Annotated in this window: 3 protein-coding genes; all 3 read right to left on the minus strand. The window is 58.8% G+C overall.

Features of this window, described 5'->3' with window-relative positions; all coding sequences use genetic code 11:
• Positions 1-24 precede the first annotated feature (24 nt).
• Complete coding sequence (locus tag VBE63_RS27035) at positions 25-366, minus strand: HigA family addiction module antitoxin (RefSeq protein WP_323686092.1); 342 nt, start codon at positions 364-366, stop codon at positions 25-27.
• A 9-nt stretch (positions 367-375) separates the two neighbouring features.
• Positions 376-657 (minus strand): type II toxin-antitoxin system RelE/ParE family toxin, encoded by a 282-nt coding sequence (locus VBE63_RS27040; protein WP_323686093.1) that lies wholly within the window; start codon positions 655-657, stop codon positions 376-378.
• Between the two features lie 317 nt (positions 658-974).
• Positions 975-2,461 (minus strand): ISNCY family transposase gene (locus VBE63_RS27045; RefSeq protein ID WP_323686094.1). Its coding sequence is split into 2 segments (ribosomal slippage): positions 975-2,005 and positions 2,005-2,461, totalling 1,488 coding nucleotides; the frame shifts between segments, so codons are not numbered across the junction.
• Positions 2,462-2,666: the final 205 nt, after the last annotated feature.

Consider the following 2,666-nt stretch of genomic DNA (forward strand, 5'->3'; position numbering starts at 1 on the left):
GTCTCTCATAACTCTAAGAACATGTCATCCACCGCAGGCACGAATGTGCTCCAGTTCCTCTGCCACGGAATGCGCTGCAGTGACCAGGTCGTATCCTGATTGCAGATTCATCCAAAACTGTGGCGTGGTGCTGAAGAATCGCCCCAAGCGCAGCGCGGTATCTGCCGTCATGGCGCGCCTACCCTTCAGGATGTCGTTGATCCGTGTCTTGGGCATGTGGGTGGCCTCAGCAAGCTGGGTGGGGGTGATGCCTGCGCCGTTCAGGTAGTCCTGAAGGACATCGCCTGGGGTCACGACGGGTAATCTTTCCCCCGTGGCAATGTCAGAAAAATCGATGGTTTTCAGTTCTTCAATGCGAAAACCCATGATGACACCTCAATGATAATCAACCAATTCAACATCAAACGCGGCACCTTCGCTCCATCGAAAGCAGATCCGCCACTGCCGGTTGACTCTGAAGCTCCATTGGCCTTGGCGATCACCAGCCAACTTTTCCAGCCTGTTTGACGGCGGTAGCCTTAGATCGTCAATCTTGACGGCATGATGCAGGATAGTCAGCTTGAGCCGAGCTGCGTCCTGAAGGCTGCGATCCATTCTCTTGATGACAATGCCGTGAAAAATCGCGGCTGTTCGTTTGTCTGCGAAGTCCTTGATCATGCGTGGATACTAAGGGAAACGGCGCCGGCCATGTGCATCTCGTGGGTCTCGCGGATGAATTGTTCTAGTGCTCCGCTGTGAAAATCCTGATACCGACTAGCCAATCAAGCCGCGAGCGGCTTGCCGGTATAGGTCCAGCGAAACGGCTTAGCCAGCTTATCGTTGAAGAAATCGGAGAGCGACGGAAACTGTCCTGATCAATTGAGATTGAGCCCAAGCTGAGTGAATCAGTCGCCAGAATGAGAATGGATCTCATCATTCCCATTGATGAGACACACCACTCCCTCGAGTGGCTCTGCATTCAGCCCACATGCGGCTCAGGCCGCGCGTTTTCGCTCACGTTTCTCCTGCTCGGCATCCTGCGCTAGCAAGATCGCCCCCAGGCGATGGAGATTGCGCGCGACCACAGCCAGGGCCACATAGCGTTTGAAGCCATCGATGCCGTGATCCGGGCAGCGGTCTAGGCCATGCGCCTCGAGCGCATTGATCGCCGACTCGACGGCCGAGTGACGTCGGCGCAGGCGCTCAAAGCGCGGACTGTGCTCGCGGGCGTGCTCAGACGCAGAGCACTTGCCTTTCTTGGGCAGCACCGGGAAGTCGACCACCTCGGCCAAGCGCTGTTGGTTGGCGGGGCTGTGATAGCCCTTATCGAAACTCGCACTGGCGATGCTGGGGTAACGACGTGCCAGATCCTTGACCACGGGGACGGCAACCTGATCATCGGTTTCACCCTGCATCACGCGGTGATTGAGGACGAAGCCGAACGGATCTTCGCTCACCGTCACCCGCAGCCCAAGTTCGACCGGGACCCCGGCCTTGCCTTTGCTGATCCACTCGGTGTGTGGCTCGAAGATGGAGAAGACCTTCTCGCTGTGGGGAATGCGCTCGCCCTGGAGTACGCGCCGGCGGATCTGGTCGATCTGCCGCTCGGCGTGGGCCACGTCGTCATCGAGGGCGCTGAACATGGCCTCTGGCAGCCCAAACCCGTGCTGGAGCTTGATCCGGGTGAGCTTTGCGCGCTCGAGAAAACCTTCGCAGAGGGCCAGATAATCGGCGTGGGCCTCGCGAATCTGTTCCTGGCGCGCAGCGCGCTTATCGGGGTCTTTGGCGCTGGAGCGCTTGAGCTGCTGGGCGCGCCGATAGGCCTTTTTCACACAGCGCTGATTGTCGGCGCTCTGGCGCCAGTCGCTCAAGCCCTCGGTCTCTGAAAGGGCGGCGCTGGTCGCGATGACCTTGCGGATGGCGTCGGCGAGCAGGTTGATGTCGGTGGGATAGTGGACGTTCGTTTCGACAACGAAGGAGTCGCAGCGCACTTCAAGTGCGTCGTCTGGGCTTTTTTTACGAGCGTATGGCCGGCTTCCACCACGACCTGGTTGATCCGTTCCAGCACCTCGGGGGTGAACAGGCGCAGGTTGTCTTTGAGGGTCTGCACGTGCCACAGGGGCCCATCGCTCCAGTCGCTGTGCCCGAGCATCTGGCGCACCGTGCGGTGCTGGTTGGCCAGCTCGGTGGTGCGGTCATAATCCGTATTCAGCCCTAAGCGCAGCGTGCTCAAGACGAGGATCGACCACTGGGTCATTCCCGGCCGTCCGTTCGTCGCGCTGACCGGCCCCTCGCCGTTAGGGCGCTGCGGCAGCACCTCGCTGAGGATGGCAAAGACCTGCTCGCGCAGCTCAGGGGTGGTGTAGATGAACTGCAAGCCACGCAGCAGGCGCGGGATGTCATCGCGTGAGCGGGCATCAATGTGGATGGCGCCAATGTCTTGTTCGCCGAGTTGCAATTGGGACTTGATGAGCTCTCGCATGGCAATGAGGCAATGACGACGTTTTTGCGGTTCAATTCCGGGTTCATTCGCCAGCATCGGCGCTAGCGACGAAAAATCAGTCGGTTAGGCGATGAGCCTGGTTGTCAGCTGCGCTAGACCGAGTTCGTAGCATGACATCTTCGACCATGGGGCCAGAGTCTAACATATTGTTTAAGAAGATTAAACTGAGTTCTCGTTCAGGCAC

It is taken from the genome of Lamprobacter sp., from assembly GCF_034860625.1.
In the GTDB taxonomy this organism is placed as follows: Bacteria; Pseudomonadota; Gammaproteobacteria; order Chromatiales; family Chromatiaceae; genus Lamprobacter.